Raw genomic sequence first — 14,401 nt, forward strand, 5'->3', positions numbered from 1 at the left:
ATGGGGCCATCTCAGGTTTCATTAGACGACATCGTTCAACCCCGTGCTGCGATCACCAAAGCGTCGGCCAGGCGTACGACGTCTTCATGTTGGGTACGCCAGGATGAAAGACTGATACGGAAAGCAGTCCGGCCCTGCCAAACGGTCTTCCCGAACCAGCCAACGCCAGTTTCCAAGACTGTCTCACGGACCTTCGCAGTTCGCTCATCATCGCCGCAACGTAACAGCACCTGATTGAGAACAACGCGGTTAAGAACCTCGAGACCACCCTCACGGAGTCTTTCCGCCAACCATGCAGCTTCATCGCAATGTCGATCGACCATTTCCGCAACACCACCACGTCCAAGCGTCCTGAGCGCTGCCCAAATCGGGATGCCACGGGCTCGGCGCGAAAACTCCAGCGTCAGATTTTTCTGTGCATCAGCTGCAGCCGTCGCATAAACCGCATCACCGTTCATGGCTTGTGCAAGCGCCTCGGCATCACGGCAGATGGCAACCGCGCCGTCATATGGGGTGTTCAGCCACTTGTGGCCGTCCGTCGTCCAGCTGTCTGCCTCTTCGATCCCCCCCGTCAACGCTCTGCGCGACGATGCTCGCGCCCACAGGCCAAAAGCGCCATCAACGTGGACCCAGGTATTTGCCGCACGGGCTGCTGTGATCAACGGGACGAATGGGTCGAATTCACCGGTATTGACCTCACCGGCCTGCAGGCAAAGGATGGTTCGGTCGTCGAGTGCCGGTAGTCTGGCGGGGTCAATCCTGCCGTATTCATCGGTCGGTGCGATGGTCAAGCGGGAGACGCCGAACCCAAGCAGTCGAAGCGCCTTGATCACGGTCACATGCACGGTTTGGGAAACAACGACTTTGATCTCTGGGGCGCCGATCAATCCATCTCTGTCAAAGTCCCATCCTTGACGCGCCAGCAGCGAGCGTCGAGCGGCTGAGAGGCAGGAAAGGGTGCAGGCTGTCGCGCTTGTGCCAAAGCCCACCGCGCTTTCACGTGGTAAGTCTAACACTTCCAGCAGCCAGCTCGCCGCAACCTTCTCGATCGTCGCAGCAACTGGCGAATTATCGTAGGACGAGGCGCACTGGTCCCACGCCAGCATTAAACGTTCTGCTGCAGCTGCTGCCGGCAAGGCCGCGCCAATCACGAAGCCAAAATAACGGGGCCCGTTCGAGGCCGTGGTCGCCGGCGAACCGTACGTATCGAGCAAACGTAGAGTATCGGCGGGGTTGAGGCCCTGCTCCGGGAGTGTCTCTGTAAAGGCGGTCAGACCATCGCGAGCGGCCTTGTTAGGGAACGGTGGGCGACCTTCGATCCCCTGCAGATATTTCCTTGCGCGTTCATCCACATCGGCGATCAGTTGCAGTTCCTGCATGTTTCTTTCCTTACGCTGTCCGGGCACGGTTCAGCGGTCCTTGATTTTCTTCACGTGAGTGGCGTTCCAGTCCACAGGGCGTCCGTCCTGTGTGTGCAACTCCAAGCGCGCGACCGGTTCGTTTGTCTCCGTGACCACCAGCGAGGATTTCTGTTCATCTCTACGGTATAGGTGGTCTTCACCCCATTGGCGCAGCGCGACGATGACCAGGAAGAGACCACGTCCTTTTTCAGTCAGGACATATTCCGAGTAAGCACTGCCGTCGGAGGCTGGTGCCGTTTCCAGAATGCCCCGTTGGACGAGGTCACGCAGCCGCGTCGCAAGCATGCCTTTGGCAATGCCCAAACCTGTCTGAAACTCGCTGAACCGGCGCACACCATCGAAAGCGTCGCGGATGATCAGCAGCGACCACCAGTCACCTATAACATCGAGCGCACGCCCAACTGGACACCCAGCATCCCACAGGCTGACCCGTTTCACCATGATTCCCTAATCCTCTATCTCTGATTCTGGTTCTAAAATAGAACTGGAATTTCATGGTGGCAAGTGGTCTTAAAATAGGACCGGATCAAAGTTCACAGTTGGAGTCGCCATGCAGCAGCCGAATGAACACGGCACCAATCGCCAGTCTCAAAAGGGATTATCGCGAGCTACCGTCCTGGTTTTCGCAGTGACGGCAGGCCTCAGCGTCGCAAACATCTACTATGCCCAACCATTACTTGATTCGATTGCCAACGATTTCGACATCGCACCATCCGAGCTTGGTCTGGTCGTGACGCTAACGCAAATCGGGTACGCACTGGGACTGATATTCCTTGTTCCGCTGGGTGATTTGATCGACCGCCGTCGATTGATTATCGGCCAGGGTATCTTGTCCGTAATCGCTTTGATCACCGTGGCCACGGCGGAAACCAGGGCGATCTTGTTTGCCGGTCTGGCTGCCGTGGGCCTGCTTGCTGTGATGGTGCAGGTTCTCGTTGCCTTTGCCGCGAGCCTGTCAGCGCCTGCCGAGCGCGGCAGGGCCATAGGTGTGGTGACAAGTGGTGTGGTAATCGGGATTCTTGCTGCCCGCCTCATTGCCGGATTATTGGCGGATCTTGGAGGCTGGCGTGCTGTCTATCTCACCTCTGCAATACTGACGGCCGGCATGGTTGTGCTGCTGATGCGTGTCTTGCCTGGTCAGCGCCAAAAACGGGCAAGGCAAAGCTACGTCGATACAGTTCGCTCCGCGCTGCAGCTGTTTCTTCGTGATCGCATTCTGCTTGTCCGCGGCGTTCTTGCTTTACTAATCTTTGCGGCGTTCAGTGCATTCTGGACGGCGCTGGTTCTGCCGCTCAGCGCGCAACCCTTCTCCTATTCCCATACACAGATAGGCTTTCTAGGTCTGCTTGGAATTGCCGGCGCAGTTGCCGCAACAGGCGCGGGCAGGCTCGCAGGTCGGAGTCTTGGGCAGTGGACGACGGGCTCATCACTTGTGTTGCTGCTGGCATCATGGGCGCTGATCGCCATGCTGCCGACTTCAGTGCTCTTTCTTCTTGCCGGCATTGTTTTGCTGGATCTGGCTGTACAGGCTATTCATGTCACCAATCAGAGCATCATCCTCGATCGCTATCCCGATGCGAGTAGCCGCCTTGTCGGTGGCTACATGGTCTTTTACTCAATTGGCAGCGCTTCTGGAGCTATCGCGTCGACATTCGCCTATGATCGCCACGGATGGTTTGGCGTGTCGATGACCGGAGCGAGTTTCAGTGCAATCGCGTTACTGATTTGGGTAGCGACGCTGCGTCTGATAACAGAGCGAGTTTATGGTAGGTCCGAGAGCCCTTGAGGCCGACGAATTGATCAAGATGGAAGGCGGGTCGTCGATTTGAGGCCAGTCAAGGCGACGACGTTAGCGGGCATTTTGCTCGACAACCTTTGCTCTCGGTTCGAGGACATTCGGGGCAGCGACACGCTATTCGCCCGCTCCGAACGACAGGCTCCGCGCCTGGGCGCGCGTCATTAGGTGATGGAGCGAGCCCCTGTCGTCCTTTGTCGACCGACAGGGGGGCGAGGTTGAATTTTGCTGCTTTAGGCTTTTGCCGTGACCGGAAGCCGGAACGGTGCACCGAGCCGGTTGAAGGCGTTCATAGCGGCGATCGTAATCGTTAAATCGACTAGGTCTTTCGGTTCGAATACGCCGGCGGCGGCGGCATAGGCCTCGTCGGAGGCGTGGGTCTGGCTGACATTCGTGACTTCTTCAGCCCACGCCAGTGCTGCTCGTTCCTGCTCGCTGAACAAGTGGGGTACCTCATCCCAGACCGGCAGCAGAGTGATCTTGTCTTCGGACATCGTCTTGCGCAGATCGCGACTATGCATGTCGATGCAATGGGCGCAGCCGTTGATCTGCGACACGCGCAGGAAAACGAGATGAATCAGCTCTTCTGGTAGGTTCGTTTTCTTGGTGACGTAGTGATGGACGCCGAAGAGCGCCTTTGCGCCGTCGGGGGAGACTTCGGACCAGTTCATGCGGGTCATATCGTTTTCCTTTCTCGTGGACACGGTTCTCCGTTCGCCGGTAAACCGTCGTTGCTTGTGCAGTAGTTGGGGGTAGGTAGCGCTACGGCTTGCGCGGCGTCGTCAGGACGGCGTCATCGGTGTCGACCACAAAGACGGCGAGCAGCTTCGCTGGCTTGGTCTTGCTGGCGTTGGCGCTGACGTCGTGGCGGTCGCCCGGCAGCTCGGTGAAGTTCTGACCGGCAGTGAAGGTCTTCGTCTCGCCGCCGTTCACGGCGCTGTGGATTGCGCCTTCGAGAACCGTCGCGTAGATCAGGGCGGATTTTGCATGGGTGTGAGCTGAACTGTAGCCGCCAGGGCCGTACTCGACGAGCACACCCTTGACGCTCTTGCCAGGAACGTCGGGGAGGGGGTGCTCATAAACGAGCGTTACCTTGGCATCTTTCGTGTCGTAGGCCAGTCCAGGCTTTGCGACATCATGGGCGGAGGCCACGGCCAGAGAGGCCGCTAGTGCTGTAGCCGCATAGAAGATGGTGTTCATGATCGTTCCCCTCCTATGCACTCAGCCATTCGTTGATCGTGGTCCGGCTCTTGACGTAGTCTCCACCGGGAACCAGGGAACCCGTGACGACCGGCGCGCCGAAATAGGCGACAGCGGCGTCGGAGGTCACGGGCCGGGCGTCGCCCTTGGCATCGAGATAAGTCCGGATGAAAGATTCGAAAGGCACTCGTTCAGGTCCGGCAAGGTCGACGGTTCCGTTCTTCGGCTCGCCGAGGGCGGCTTCCACCAGAGCAGCGGCGACGTCGTCGGCCGCGATCGGCTGGAATTCGATATCTGGGACCTTTACTACGCCTTCGGCCGAGTAGGCGTCCACCAGCGTCTCCGTGAATTCGTGGAACTGTGTCGCACGCACGATGGTGTAGGCCTGGCCCGATGCTGCGACGGCCTCTTCCTGAGCGAGTTTGCCGGCCATGTATGGGTTAGCGGCGAGGCGGTCCGCGTTGACGATCGAGAGGACAACGTGATGGCGCACGCCCACGGCCTGTTCGGCGCTCGTCAAGTTGCGGCTCGACGTGCCGAAGAAGTCAGTGATGACGGCCTTGTCGAAGGACATCATGTTCGACACGTCGATCACGGCGTCGGTGCCCGCAAGCGCTTCGGCCAGTCCTTCGCCCGTGTAAGCGTTGACGCCGTTGCGGGAGCTTGCGACGACGGCTTCGTAGCCGGCGTCCTGCAGCAGTTTCACTGCCTTTGAGCCGATCAGGCCCGTGCCGCCGATGACGACGACCTTCTTCATCTTGGTCATGGTGCTTTCTCCTATGACAAGGCGCGATTGCCCGTCTTCCGTTCATGGAGTTCGAGGAAGGCGCATCCGCGCGCGGCGATACCGCCGTCGTCGTCTGCGCCAAGGTTCGCCAGAAGGTCCGCGACAGACACTTTGGCGAGTTCTGCGCGATAGGCCCTCTCGGCCTTCAGCATCGCGGCGTTGATCTGGCAGGGCTTAGTGAAGTAGCGCGCCGGAAGAGGATTTGGCCCACGCTGGCGGATCTCGGCGCAGCGGAAAGCCGGGGCCGGTCCCTCGACCGCCAGGACGATGTCAAGCAGGCTGATGTCCTTGGGCGCCTTACCAAGCCGATATCCACCCTTCGGACCCGGCGTCGTAGCGACGATCCCGGCGCCAGACAGCGCCTGCAGATGCTTCAAGAGGTAGCTCGTCGAAACGCCATGGAGTTCAGCCATTGCTGCCGCCGATAAGACACCATCGTCGGACAGTCCCGCCAGGAATGCCGTGCAGTGGATGGCCTGCTCTATTCCTTCGCTCAGTTTCATGATGAAACTCCTAATCGTGGATAGCATATATCCATGATTAGGGCCATGTCAATCTTCGATTGTGAAATGACGCGGATATCATTTTGGCCTGCCAGGCGAAGCTCCTCGTTGAGTGAACGGCTTAGATTGAGAACCGCGGCCTTGGTCCACGCGTAGGTATTTTGAAGTCCGATCGGCGCTTCGCTATCGATCGAGCCTACATTCACCAGCGTACCGTATCCCTGGCCGCGAAATTGCCGGAGCGCTGCGTGAGCGCCGTAAATCAGGCCCTTCAGGTTTACATCAACCAGCCTAGCATGGTCTTCGATTGGGATATCCCAGAAGAACCCGATTGCGCCGACGCCGATGTTGTTGACCCAGACATCGATCCGTCCATGCTCGGCAATGGCCGCTTCTGCGATTTTTTGAACCTGCGCGGGGTCGCTGACATCTGTCTCGACCGCCATGGCACTTCCACCGGTCTTGGCGATGTCGAGCACGATATTGTCCAAGATGGTCTTGCGTCTTGCAGCAATGATGACTTTCGCACCTTGCTGAGCGAGTTGCTCAGCCGCTCCGCGGCCGAAGCCGCTTGATGCGCCCGCGATGACGACGACGAGATCTCTCAAGGTGTTGGGACGAGCTGACACGGATTGTCTCCGTTTCGAGCTGTCGGCCAACAATAGGCAGCTACGAAATTTCCCATTGCCGGTTCGACTATCGTGTGAGCCCGAGCCGCTGTTGAGCAGAGACGCAGCGATGTGATTCCGATATGAACGAATGACCGAAATAGCGAAGAAGCGCAGATAAGGAGAACGTTGGTTCAGAGCTCCAACAACGAAATCGGAAAAGGGACCCAGCTTTCGTCGCCGGGCCAGAGTTGGGGAAGTGTGCTTGCCAACGGCCAAGAGATAACCCGTGAAGTTGAGCTTGACAACATTTAGAATTGGCTGAAATATTGTGCATCTGCCTAAAATAAGGAGCAAAACGGCGGATTTGGGAGATGATCATGGCAATCGATATTATCGGTAGCGCGCCCTGGCGCGCACCTGTCCTTGTGCGGATCGGTCATGGCGCATCAGAACGGGTGGATGGGCCGTCTGATGCCATCCACTATTTGCAAAATAGATGGCCAGCCGAGCGGGGAACTTATTATTCTCGGGCAATTGCGGACTGCAAGCAGGCTGCCGAGGGGATGATCCCGGCCGAGGTGGCAAAAGAGTCATTTATTTCGGCCGCGATCGAGGCTCACGTCTACGCTCACTGAGCGCAGCATTTGACTCGGAGCCGTGTAGCGCGATGGCACGAGATCTCTCTAAGAAAATTTATTGAGACGTGGCTCCGGGCGTGAACGCCTGGCTCACCGCGTCCGCCAATTGATCCTGCATAAAGGGCTTGTCCAGCTTCACAAACGGTCGGGCACTGCCGTTTGGAAGCTCAGCGTAACCGGTGGCAAGAACAAAAGGCAGGTTAGGATGCGTTCCGCCGACGACCTCAACCAGTTGAAGTCCAGTCATGCCAGGCATGGCGTGATCGGTGACGACAAGGTCGATTGACTCCTGCCGGATGATTTCAATGGCTTGCGTTGCGTAACTCGCCTCGATGACAAGATGACCCAAATCTTCAAGCATAGCAGCTGTGTTCATCAAGACGAGAGCATCGTCATCGACGGCGAGGACCTTGAGTGTGCGTTGAGGCTCGGCATCATTCGCTTTGCCAGAGGCGGTCTCCACGATACTATCGGTCTCTGGATCCGCGACCGGCAGCCACAGCTCTACGGAGGTTCCGACGCCCGGTTGGCTGCGTAGGACGAGCTTGCCGCCCGACTGGGCCGCGAGGCCATCTACCATTGGCAGGCCGAGCCCCGTCCCTTTGCCGATCCCCTTCGTGGTGAAAAATGGCTCAGTGACTTTGGCAAGTGTCGCTTCATCCATGCCTTCGCCATCATCCTCGATCAAGAGACAAACGTAAGAGCCTAGTTGAAGATCCTTGGCATCTGCCGAGGAAATTTCTACCGGGCGCGCGGAGATCGTGATCGCGCCGCCAGACGGCATCGCGTCACGCGCGTTGGCGACAAGGTTCAAGAGCGCCGTCTCAAGCTGGCCGGGGTCGGTCATAACGGCGGGAGGGATCGAGGCAGGCGGGTTTCTATTTGAATGTTCGGGGCGACAATCTGATTGATGAGGTCGCTCATGCCGTAGATCAGCGCAGTTAGCTCCACGGGTTCCTGCTGCAGATCCTGGCGTCTGGAAAATGCCAGCATCCGCTGGGTCAGCGAAGCACCACGCTTGGCTCCTTCAACGGCGTTCTCGAGGAGCGCGCGTGCCCGAGGATCGTCGTCCGGCAAACGCTTGCGCAATAGTTCGAGGCTTCCCAGCACAGCTGAAAGCAAATTGTTGAAGTCGTGAGCAGCGCCACCCGTGAACTGCCCAACGGCTTCCATCTTTTGTGCTTGGCGCAGCTTGGCCTCAGCCTCACGTTTTTCTGTGATGTCGCGGGTGATTTTGGCAAAGCCAATGAAGTCGCCATCATCGTAGATTGCGTCCACCACCACGCTCGCAAAGAACCGGCTACCATCCTTGCGGACACGCCAGCCTTCGCTCTCGAAACGGCCATCCCTGCGAGCAGATGTGAGCGCTAACTGTGGCCGTCCGGCCGCGAGATCCTCCGGCGTATAGAATTTCAAAAAATTCTGCCCAATGATTTCCTCTGCCGAATACCCCTTGATCCGTTCCGCTCCACCATTCCAGCTTTCGATATGCCCTTCGGGATCGAGACGGTAGATCGCGTAGTCGGAAACACTGTCGATCATAAGCGCCAGATTGCGCTCTGTATCCTGCAGCTTTTGGAGAGTACTGCGCAATTCACCTGTGCGTTCGCGAACCCGCTCCTCAAGTTCGTCGTTAAGATCCTGGAGTGCGGCTTCGGCTCGTCTTCTGCCGCTGACGTCGCGGGTGATTGCAAGCTGGCCGGTCCTGCCATCATCGAGATCAATCGGCACAGCATGCGTTTCCATATGCCGCCTTGTTCCATCCAGGCTGACAATGTCGAATTCCCAGCCCAGACGCTCGCCGGCGCAGACACGTTCATGATGAGCGAGCCATCCAGCACGATGTTCGTCGGCGATCAGATCGAATGTGCAGGCACCGGCCACTTGGTCCCAACTGTCGGATCCGATCATCGTTAGACCGGCTGAGTTCATATGCAGAAGGTCACCGTTCGGCGCAACGACCTTGATACATTCCGGGGTCGTTTCGATAATCGCCTTCAGAAAGGTATTGGCATGGCGACGATCGTCGAACGAAAATGCCTGAGCCAGCCCTTTGAGTAGATCCATATCCGCCGCAGTCCTTTAGCCACAAAGGCAAATTGTGAGGGCGGTATATATTGTTTTTCTGATAAAGGGCAATTCTCTCTAGGCATGCTCGAGTGCTGTCAACTCGATGTTGCGCGAGCTCATCGTTCGCATGACGTTCTCCTATCGAACTGCCCGCGCCATTATCAAGGGCACGCTGCTCCCGTTTTTAGTTGCCGGATAAGGCGGGTGGTCCCAAGCAAAAAACTCGGCGAGTAGGGCAGGTTATTGCGAGGCGTGTGCCTCCCGGTATCCTTGGCACCGTCCGCCGGCAAAGCGTAAGTCAATAGACGTCATCCCGCCATCAGACGGTAGAAACGAGCCCTAAAGCGTTTTGCGCTCATGGGCTCACGCAAAATCTCCGATCCTGCCCGATTGGAAGACAATCCTGGGTTCGCCTTCTTCCCCAACGACCGGATCGCGCTGACGCTTCCATACGGCGACGCCCCCGTGCCGAGTGGCAAGATCCTTAGCTTCCTCAATGGCCGCGGTCGTCGAGATTGAAGGCAAGGACGTAGATTGAGACAAAGGTTCCGGGCATTCAGTGTGCTCCTTGATAGGGCAGGAAAGTCTTGCGACACTTCCAATTCGCCCGCAGCTTGCGCGTGGTCGGCCAATCCCTGTTGTCGGTTGACATCGGTCATCGAAGCGTCAAGGCGCCAAGCATTCGTCGCAAATGCCGCAGCCGTCCTCGTCCATGGCGGAGTTGAAACGCTGGCGACAGCAGCAAAGGCAAATACCCATCTCGTGTTGAGTGGCGTGCTGCGGAGGCAAAATCTCGATATCGGCGTCCGAAAACATCTCGGTCATTCCATCATCCATTCCGATGCTCCCAAAGCGAAGATCGCGACTCGAGATAGGACCGGATTTTCAGCGAACAAGATGATTTCGGAGAGCTGGAAAAATTTTCGAGTGGGGTCTTGAACGACAAAATCTCAAAAACCAAATCGGTCAACGCCGACGGCCCAACGAGGGGGTCGGCTGACCGAGGAGGCGGATTTCCCCGCTTTCTTCCATGTTGCTTTACGGAGGATATGGTTATGAGAACTGAACTTGATTTTGCCCCGCTCTATCGTTCGAGCATCGGCTTCGACCGCGTGTTGAATCTGCTCAGCAATACGCAGCGTCTCAACGCAATCGAGACCTGGCCGGCCTATGACATCGTCAAGACTGGTGAAGACGACTACCGCATCACGATGGCGGTGGCAGGCTTTGGCGAAGGCGATCTCGATATTACTCAGGAGCGCAATGTCCTGGTGATCAAAGGCGGGAAGGCTGAAGAGCTGCAGGGCGAATATCTTCACCGCGGCATCGCCAGTCGTTCCTTCGAGCGTAAGTTTGAGCTTGCGGATCATGTGAGGGTGGAAGGGGCCGATCTAAAGAATGGCCTGCTGACGATTGCCTTGAAGCGCGAGGTGCCCGAAGCCATGAAGCCGCGCAAGATCGAAATCGGCGTCGCTTCAGCCGCTAGCGAGCCGCTCCGGCTTGAAGCTGACCGCAAGGTCGCTTGACCCGAACACCTAAGAAGAATTAGCGATTGCTATCAGCCGGCCCGATCCAGGGCCGGCTTCAGTTATCAGTCGATATCGAGCAAACGAAGGAGGTTGCCATGTTGCTCGCTCAATTTGAAAAGCCCGTCTACGCACAGCGCCGGTATTTCGTGCAGGAGATCACCGGACTGGATGACGTGTTCGATTTTTCTCGACGAATGGCCCAGGGAGAAGCGCAACCTCGCTTGCGAGACTCTTGTGCGATACTGCCGTGAGGCGGCGAACGGTCATTGGCCGATCGACGCGGTCCGAGAGAACTTTCGAATTTTTCTGAAGCAGAACGGCAAGCTCGCCGAGCTGGAAAACGTCCCGCCTCATCTACAGCGTAGGACGGACGCGAAGATCGGTGGAATGTGAGGCCGATGCCTGTCCGCTCTGCCGATTATCGACCCTTGAAGCGCGGCGTCAGGGGCGGGCGAAGTCTCACCCAGACCGCGGCTACTTTCCGTCGCTCAAGTGGCGGGTTCGACAGTTTTGCCGGACGCAAAGATCTGTGTAAGTGAGGCCAGGATCGTCGACACGCTTTCGTTCTGCGACGAATAATAAACGGCCCGGGCGTCCCGACGGGCGCTCACAACCTTAAGATCCCGCATCTTTTTTAGATGCTGCGACAGCGACGACTGGCTCATATTGAGCTTCCGGGCAAGGGAGTTAACGTCCCACTCGCGCTGGCTGATGAGCTCGAAGATCTCGAGGCGCTTGGGATTTGAAAGGACGGACAAAAGTTCAGATGCACGTTCGACATCGAAGGAGTGATCGCAACTCATGCTTCCTGCTCCTGACAGAATTCAACACGCCGACGAATGGGCTCGCCCTCGCGGCAGCGGTCATACATATGACCAGCTGCTATATTATGTAAATGATAAGGTGTCCGATATGGTGAACGGCCACTGATTTAGCGGCCGGTGTGGATCCGGTGCATAAAGACCCCGCTCCCTCTGTTCATGTTTTCCTCCCTGATCTTAGCGGTCTCGAAGGTCAACCCACATCAGCGCCATCAAGGAGCCTGCGCGAATGCAGCCTGCCATTGCGCCACAATGCTGGCCGCCACTTTGATTATCATCCCCTAAAACACACCTATCGCCGTGAGGGCCTAAATCGGAGGAGGCTCACGAAGTCGCGAGGTCCATATCGACCGCATTCGACGCCGTTCAAAGTGCAGCTCTCTCTAGATATCCGGAACGGCGTCATGGGACGGCGCGATCGCAGCGTGCATATGGCGTTTCGGCTAACCTCATTCCGTTGTGGCACACGCAGTTTCCTCTTTCAGCAATTTGGTGAGCGTTTTAGCGCCATAAGATCTACGGGGTCGACGGTTCGGATCCTTTAAAGACCTTAAGGGTAGTCTTGCTGCGGATCCGTGCGGTATCGGCGGAACTGCCAGCAGAAAGATCTCTCTTCACGCCTCGTTGACTTTAGCTGCATGGGCGATCGTTCGCCGGGTGAGTTGGTGAGGAACAAAAAACATATCTTCGGCTTGCTCCCTCTTCTTTCCCAATGTTCTGCCCCGCCTTTGCTCCTGTTCCCTTCTAGGCGAGGTTGCGGCGGCATAGAGAATCTTACAGGCAACAACGGGATTGTAACCCCCGGATGCTCGACGTCGGCGCCGCGCCGTCACCGAAGCGCAGAACGGAGAAACGAAGTTATCTCATTCCGACTGCAAGGCTTACAGTAGTAGGGAGCGTTGCGGAGCTCTGCAGGGATCACTTTCCGCTGGTAGCCCGTGACGATTGCGAATGGAGTGTGAGTTTCGGAAAGAGCCTTTGCCAAACCTATAGCATTTCCGTCCGCTAGAAAGACGTCGAGCAATGCAGCATCAACCCAGTCATGCTTGAGATACTTGATGGCCTCTTTTGCGCGGGGGAAGGGACCGACGACCTCAATCCTGTACGACCGCAAAAAATCGGTCAACTTACTAGCCTGTTCGTAATTGTCCTCAACGACCAAGACGCGCCGCCCTTGAAGCTCGAATTCATCCGTCTCGGTCAAGTAAGCGTGCGTCTTAAAGTTTCTGACCTGTTGGAGATGTTGTGCAAGAGCTAGCCGGTACTCTCGTCTTTTGCACTGGTCGATTATGCGGCTGACGTCCCTTTGATTTCTTATTTGCGACGTTTCGGTCATTGACCCCTCCACAGCTAACGCGTGTTGAACTTCTGTCTGGAAATCACCAATGGTGCAATCCGCGCGACCGCTCTCTGCGCACTAACGTCGTTTGCGGGAGCACTTCCCAACGACGGGACGCTGCCGCGGATATACCCCTCGAGCCGCGCCAGCCTCTCATTTCTCACCGGCCGAGTAGCGCTTCTTATGGTTGAGCTGTCACTTCTTTTAGCGGTCCCAATGAGGTCACAATTTTGGACCTCGTATATAGCCGATTGTATGAGCCAGCCGTTGCTATATCCCCTTGTTCCTGAGTGGTGGTGCGCTCGAGATCCACGCTTCAACTAGTTGAGCGGGTACGACAGTGCGCGTAGCCGAGCGTTTTTTCACGACATTTCTCCTACGGATTCTCCTTGCACGGGCTCGGGCCTGAGCCAAGCAACCTTCGCCTAGCTCCGCTCCGGCGGTTGATCTGTTGGTTGATTGAATGCAGGAGCATGATCCGTTGTCAGATTGAAATCAACACGGCCGAAAGGCCGAGATATCGTCACAACGTTGGGCACAAAGTCCCACGCGGGAACTTGTTGGATAGCTTCTCCATTGGTCGGGCGAGGAACACCTCGTGTCATAAAGGAGAAAGCAGATGAACAAGAAACAGGCCGTAGTATTTGCCACCGCGATGTTCGTGGCAGGTGGTGTCATGGCACAGCAGTCGACGGTAAACGGCGCTGCCGGCGGAGCGGTGACGGGAGCAATTGTCGGCGGTCCGGTGGGTGCAGCTGTTGGTGGTGTTGTCGGCGCAGTCGCCGGAACCGCTATTGACCCACCGCCGGAACGGGTTGTGACTTACGTTCGTGAAGCTCCCATGCCCACTGATACCGTCGTTGTGAAGGAAAAGGTGGTTGTCGGTGAACCGCTTCCATCGACTGTCGTTGTCCAGCAGGTTCCGGAAAATCCCAATTATTCCTACGCCATCGTGAACAAGCAGCGCGTCATCGTCGAGCCTTCAAGCCGCAAGGTGATCCACGTGATCAACTAACCGGTCGGTTTGGCCAAGATGGTGTGGTGGATAGCATCTGCCACACCAATTTTATTATGGGAGGTAGAAGATGAAGTCGCTTGTTGCAGGCATCCTCGTCATTATGGGTGGAATGGTGGTGGTGCTCATAGACCTAGACGATCCCGTTAAGCAGCCACACGTCGGCTTCATCCCGGAGGCCCCCGTGAGCGGATTGAGCCTGTCTTCCGAATTAATCCGCTGATATTCTATATAAGTCTCCCACTACGCGGATCTTGGAACGTGGAACGGGCCGGTGAAGTCAGCTCTAGATTTTGTGAACTCACTTAGTCTCGCCAAGCAGTTTTTTCTGGCAGGTGGTATAGTTACCGCAATTGCCACGATCATCATTGGGCTTCATGTCACAGAGCAGATCGCACAGACGGTTACGCGGAATGCTGCCGCTACCACAGCCCTATACGTCGACAGTATTATCGCGCCAGTTCTGCCGGACCTGACCCGCGAGACGAAGCTAGATGAGTCCATCGAGCGGTCGCTCGACGAAACTCTGGGCCAGGGCGCTCTCAGAAAGCGGCTGGTCTCGTTTCGCCTATGGCGCAAGGACGGCATGATATTATATTCGAACGACAAGAATCTTATGGGCCGTGTCGTACCTCGTGGCGAAAATCGAAATCGGGCCTTTAATGGCGAACT

At 56.9% G+C, this 14,401-nt stretch carries 17 protein-coding genes and 1 pseudogene; 7 read left to right on the forward strand and 11 right to left on the reverse strand.

Going from position 1 to position 14,401, the window contains the following annotated elements:
* Positions 1–35: 35 nt before the first annotated feature.
* Positions 36–1,379, reverse strand: coding sequence for a pyridoxal phosphate-dependent decarboxylase family protein (locus MRBLMR1_RS19695; RefSeq protein ID WP_500065783.1), 1,344 nt, complete (start codon positions 1,377–1,379; stop codon positions 36–38).
* A 30-nt stretch (positions 1,380–1,409) separates the two neighbouring features.
* Positions 1,410–1,862 carry a winged helix-turn-helix transcriptional regulator gene (locus tag MRBLMR1_RS19700; protein WP_500065784.1) on the reverse strand — a complete coding sequence of 151 codons (453 nt, stop codon included), beginning with the start codon at positions 1,860–1,862 and terminating at the stop codon, positions 1,410–1,412.
* A gap of 109 nt (positions 1,863–1,971) precedes the next feature.
* Here MRBLMR1_RS19700 and MRBLMR1_RS19705 point away from each other — a divergent pair, with 109 nt between their 5' ends.
* On the forward strand, positions 1,972–3,207 hold the full coding sequence (locus MRBLMR1_RS19705) for an MFS transporter (RefSeq protein ID WP_500065785.1): 1,236 nt from the start codon (positions 1,972–1,974) through the stop codon (positions 3,205–3,207).
* A gap of 242 nt (positions 3,208–3,449) precedes the next feature.
* Here the strand turns inward: MRBLMR1_RS19705 and MRBLMR1_RS19710 are convergent, their stop codons facing one another.
* From MRBLMR1_RS19710 to MRBLMR1_RS19730, 5 genes are all read right to left on the reverse strand, one after another.
* Positions 3,450–3,896 carry a carboxymuconolactone decarboxylase family protein gene (locus tag MRBLMR1_RS19710; protein WP_500065786.1) on the reverse strand — a complete coding sequence of 149 codons (447 nt, stop codon included), beginning with the start codon at positions 3,894–3,896 and terminating at the stop codon, positions 3,450–3,452.
* Between the two features lie 82 nt (positions 3,897–3,978).
* Positions 3,979–4,416, reverse strand: coding sequence for a cupin domain-containing protein (locus MRBLMR1_RS19715; protein ID WP_500065787.1), 438 nt, complete (start codon positions 4,414–4,416; stop codon positions 3,979–3,981).
* Between the two features lie 13 nt (positions 4,417–4,429).
* Positions 4,430–5,182: an SDR family oxidoreductase gene (locus MRBLMR1_RS19720; protein WP_500065788.1), complete on the reverse strand. Its 753-nt coding sequence runs from the start codon at positions 5,180–5,182 to the stop codon at positions 4,430–4,432.
* Positions 5,183–5,193: 11 nt separating this feature from the next.
* Positions 5,194–5,706 carry an RrF2 family transcriptional regulator gene (locus MRBLMR1_RS19725; RefSeq protein ID WP_500065789.1) on the reverse strand — a complete coding sequence of 171 codons (513 nt, stop codon included), beginning with the start codon at positions 5,704–5,706 and terminating at the stop codon, positions 5,194–5,196.
* On the reverse strand, positions 5,703–6,593 hold the full coding sequence (locus MRBLMR1_RS19730) for an SDR family NAD(P)-dependent oxidoreductase (RefSeq protein WP_500065790.1): 891 nt from the start codon (positions 6,591–6,593) through the stop codon (positions 5,703–5,705). Before MRBLMR1_RS19730 ends, MRBLMR1_RS19725 begins: the two co-directional genes overlap by 4 nt.
* Positions 6,594–6,694: 101 nt before the next feature.
* Here MRBLMR1_RS19730 and MRBLMR1_RS19735 point away from each other — a divergent pair, with 101 nt between their 5' ends.
* Positions 6,695–6,952, forward strand: a complete 258-nt coding sequence (locus MRBLMR1_RS19735; protein ID WP_500065791.1) for a DUF982 domain-containing protein — start codon at positions 6,695–6,697, stop codon at positions 6,950–6,952.
* A gap of 58 nt (positions 6,953–7,010) precedes the next feature.
* Here MRBLMR1_RS19735 and MRBLMR1_RS19740 read toward each other — a convergent pair whose 3' ends face one another.
* Complete coding sequence (locus tag MRBLMR1_RS19740) at positions 7,011–7,802, reverse strand: ATP-binding protein (protein ID WP_500065793.1); 792 nt, start codon at positions 7,800–7,802, stop codon at positions 7,011–7,013.
* Positions 7,799–9,022, reverse strand: coding sequence for a PAS domain-containing sensor histidine kinase (locus MRBLMR1_RS19745; RefSeq protein WP_500065795.1), 1,224 nt, complete (start codon positions 9,020–9,022; stop codon positions 7,799–7,801). The genes MRBLMR1_RS19740 and MRBLMR1_RS19745 overlap by 4 nt, the downstream gene beginning before the upstream one ends.
* A 1,058-nt stretch (positions 9,023–10,080) precedes the next feature.
* Here MRBLMR1_RS19745 and MRBLMR1_RS19750 point away from each other — a divergent pair.
* Positions 10,081–10,551 (forward strand): Hsp20 family protein, encoded by a 471-nt coding sequence (locus tag MRBLMR1_RS19750; protein ID WP_148148728.1) that lies wholly within the window; start codon positions 10,081–10,083, stop codon positions 10,549–10,551.
* A 98-nt stretch (positions 10,552–10,649) separates the two neighbouring features.
* Positions 10,650–10,805: a hypothetical protein gene (locus MRBLMR1_RS19755; RefSeq protein ID WP_500065797.1), complete on the forward strand. Its 156-nt coding sequence runs from the start codon at positions 10,650–10,652 to the stop codon at positions 10,803–10,805.
* Positions 10,806–11,042: 237 nt separating this feature from the next.
* Here the strand turns inward: MRBLMR1_RS19755 and MRBLMR1_RS19760 are convergent, their stop codons facing one another.
* Positions 11,043–11,357: an ArsR/SmtB family transcription factor gene (locus MRBLMR1_RS19760; protein ID WP_500065799.1), complete on the reverse strand. Its 315-nt coding sequence runs from the start codon at positions 11,355–11,357 to the stop codon at positions 11,043–11,045.
* 847 nt (positions 11,358–12,204) lie between these two features.
* Positions 12,205–12,711 (reverse strand): response regulator, encoded by a 507-nt coding sequence (locus tag MRBLMR1_RS19765; RefSeq protein ID WP_500065801.1) that lies wholly within the window; start codon positions 12,709–12,711, stop codon positions 12,205–12,207.
* A gap of 622 nt (positions 12,712–13,333) precedes the next feature.
* Here MRBLMR1_RS19765 and MRBLMR1_RS19770 point away from each other — a divergent pair.
* The 3 genes and pseudogenes from MRBLMR1_RS19770 to MRBLMR1_RS19780 all read left to right on the forward strand — a co-directional run.
* Entirely contained in the window at positions 13,334–13,729 is a 396-nt protein-coding gene (locus tag MRBLMR1_RS19770) for a DUF1236 domain-containing protein (protein WP_500065803.1), read from the forward strand.
* Between the two features lie 70 nt (positions 13,730–13,799).
* Positions 13,800–13,952 carry a hypothetical protein gene (locus MRBLMR1_RS19775; RefSeq protein ID WP_500065805.1) on the forward strand — a complete coding sequence of 51 codons (153 nt, stop codon included), beginning with the start codon at positions 13,800–13,802 and terminating at the stop codon, positions 13,950–13,952.
* A gap of 51 nt (positions 13,953–14,003) precedes the next feature.
* A pseudogene (locus MRBLMR1_RS19780) lies at positions 14,004–14,401 on the forward strand (sensor histidine kinase); the annotation flags it as partial.

Origin of the sequence: Neorhizobium sp. LMR1-1-1.1 (genome assembly GCF_040675795.1) — a bacterium.
GTDB lineage: Bacteria > Pseudomonadota > Alphaproteobacteria > Rhizobiales > Rhizobiaceae > Neorhizobium > Neorhizobium cellulosilyticum.